The sequence below is a fragment of the Companilactobacillus halodurans genome, assembly GCF_009600985.1.
GTDB lineage: Bacteria > Bacillota > Bacilli > Lactobacillales > Lactobacillaceae > Companilactobacillus > Companilactobacillus halodurans.
On sequence record NZ_VDFP01000261.1, the window covers coordinates 1 to 1071 of the forward strand.

At 32.9% G+C, this 1071-nt stretch carries 2 protein-coding genes; both read right to left on the reverse strand.

All coding sequences use genetic code 11. The features are described 5' to 3' along the window. Window positions 1–873: glycoside hydrolase family 1 protein (locus FHL06_RS14025; RefSeq protein ID WP_153387271.1), on the reverse strand; the 873-nt coding region annotated here is incomplete at its 3' end. A gap of 11 nt (window positions 874–884) precedes the next feature. Further along, a partial coding sequence (locus tag FHL06_RS14030; protein ID WP_192918038.1) for a PTS glucose transporter subunit IIA occupies window positions 885–1071 on the reverse strand: 187 nt, incomplete at its 5' end.

Sequence of the window (1071 nt, forward strand, 5' to 3'; positions counted from 1 at the left end):
TAAAACTTTAGGATACCTACCTCTGATTTGAATATCACTAAAATCATAACTCTCACGCATTATTTGGGTCGCTTTTAGCATATTGCGCGGATCACTGTTATAAGGATAAACCATTGTACTAGTAATCATGCTTCCGACTCTAAGAGTTGGATAATTTTCATGAATATACTTAGTAATTTCAGCTGAAGCAACGAATTGATTATGCATTGCTTGATAAATAACTTCTTTAAAGTTCTTATCTGGAAAACGATCTTTAACTAAACCAGCTGAAGAATATGGATGACGAATAATACTATCAATTTCATTAATAGGAATCCAGTATTGAACTAAATCATGGTACTGATCAATTACAATCTTAGCAAAATTATAGAAAAAATCTGCAACTTTTTTATCATACCAAGCATTGTAGTTTAAAACTAAATTCAGTGGCATCTCATAATGAGATAAAGTCACAATTGGTGTGATTCCCAAGGAATTCATTTTTTCAAAAAGATGTTGATAATAATCAAGTCCTGCTTGGTTTGGCTTAGAGTCATCTCCATTAGGGAAAATGCGAGTCCAGGCAATTGAGATTCGCATCGAATTAATTCCCGTTTTAGCTAACATTTCAAGATCAGATGAATAGCGATGATAAAAGTCAACCCCGTGACGCTTGCCCCAAGCTTTACGTGTTTTATCTCTTAAAGCTTGATCAATCTCAGCACTAGTCATGTCATTTACTTTTCGATAATTATTTAGATCTTGATGTGGATTAAAACGTTCACAATCAGCAATCGACATTTTCTTACCATCTTCATTCCAAGCTCCTTCAACTTGGTTAGCCGAAGTTGCTACACCCCACATAAAATTTTGCGGAACATGATAATTAGTCATTTCTACATCTCCTAAGCTAAGATCATAACATTTGTATCATTAGTAACTTCTTTTGTTTTATTCTTATCTTTTAATACTGGTAAAACCTCTAAGACATCTTTAGAGTTAGTTACAATCATAATTACAGTTGGATCATATCCTGCTTGTTTAATTTTATCAATATCAAACTCAAGTAATTCTTGGCCAGCTTTAATCTTT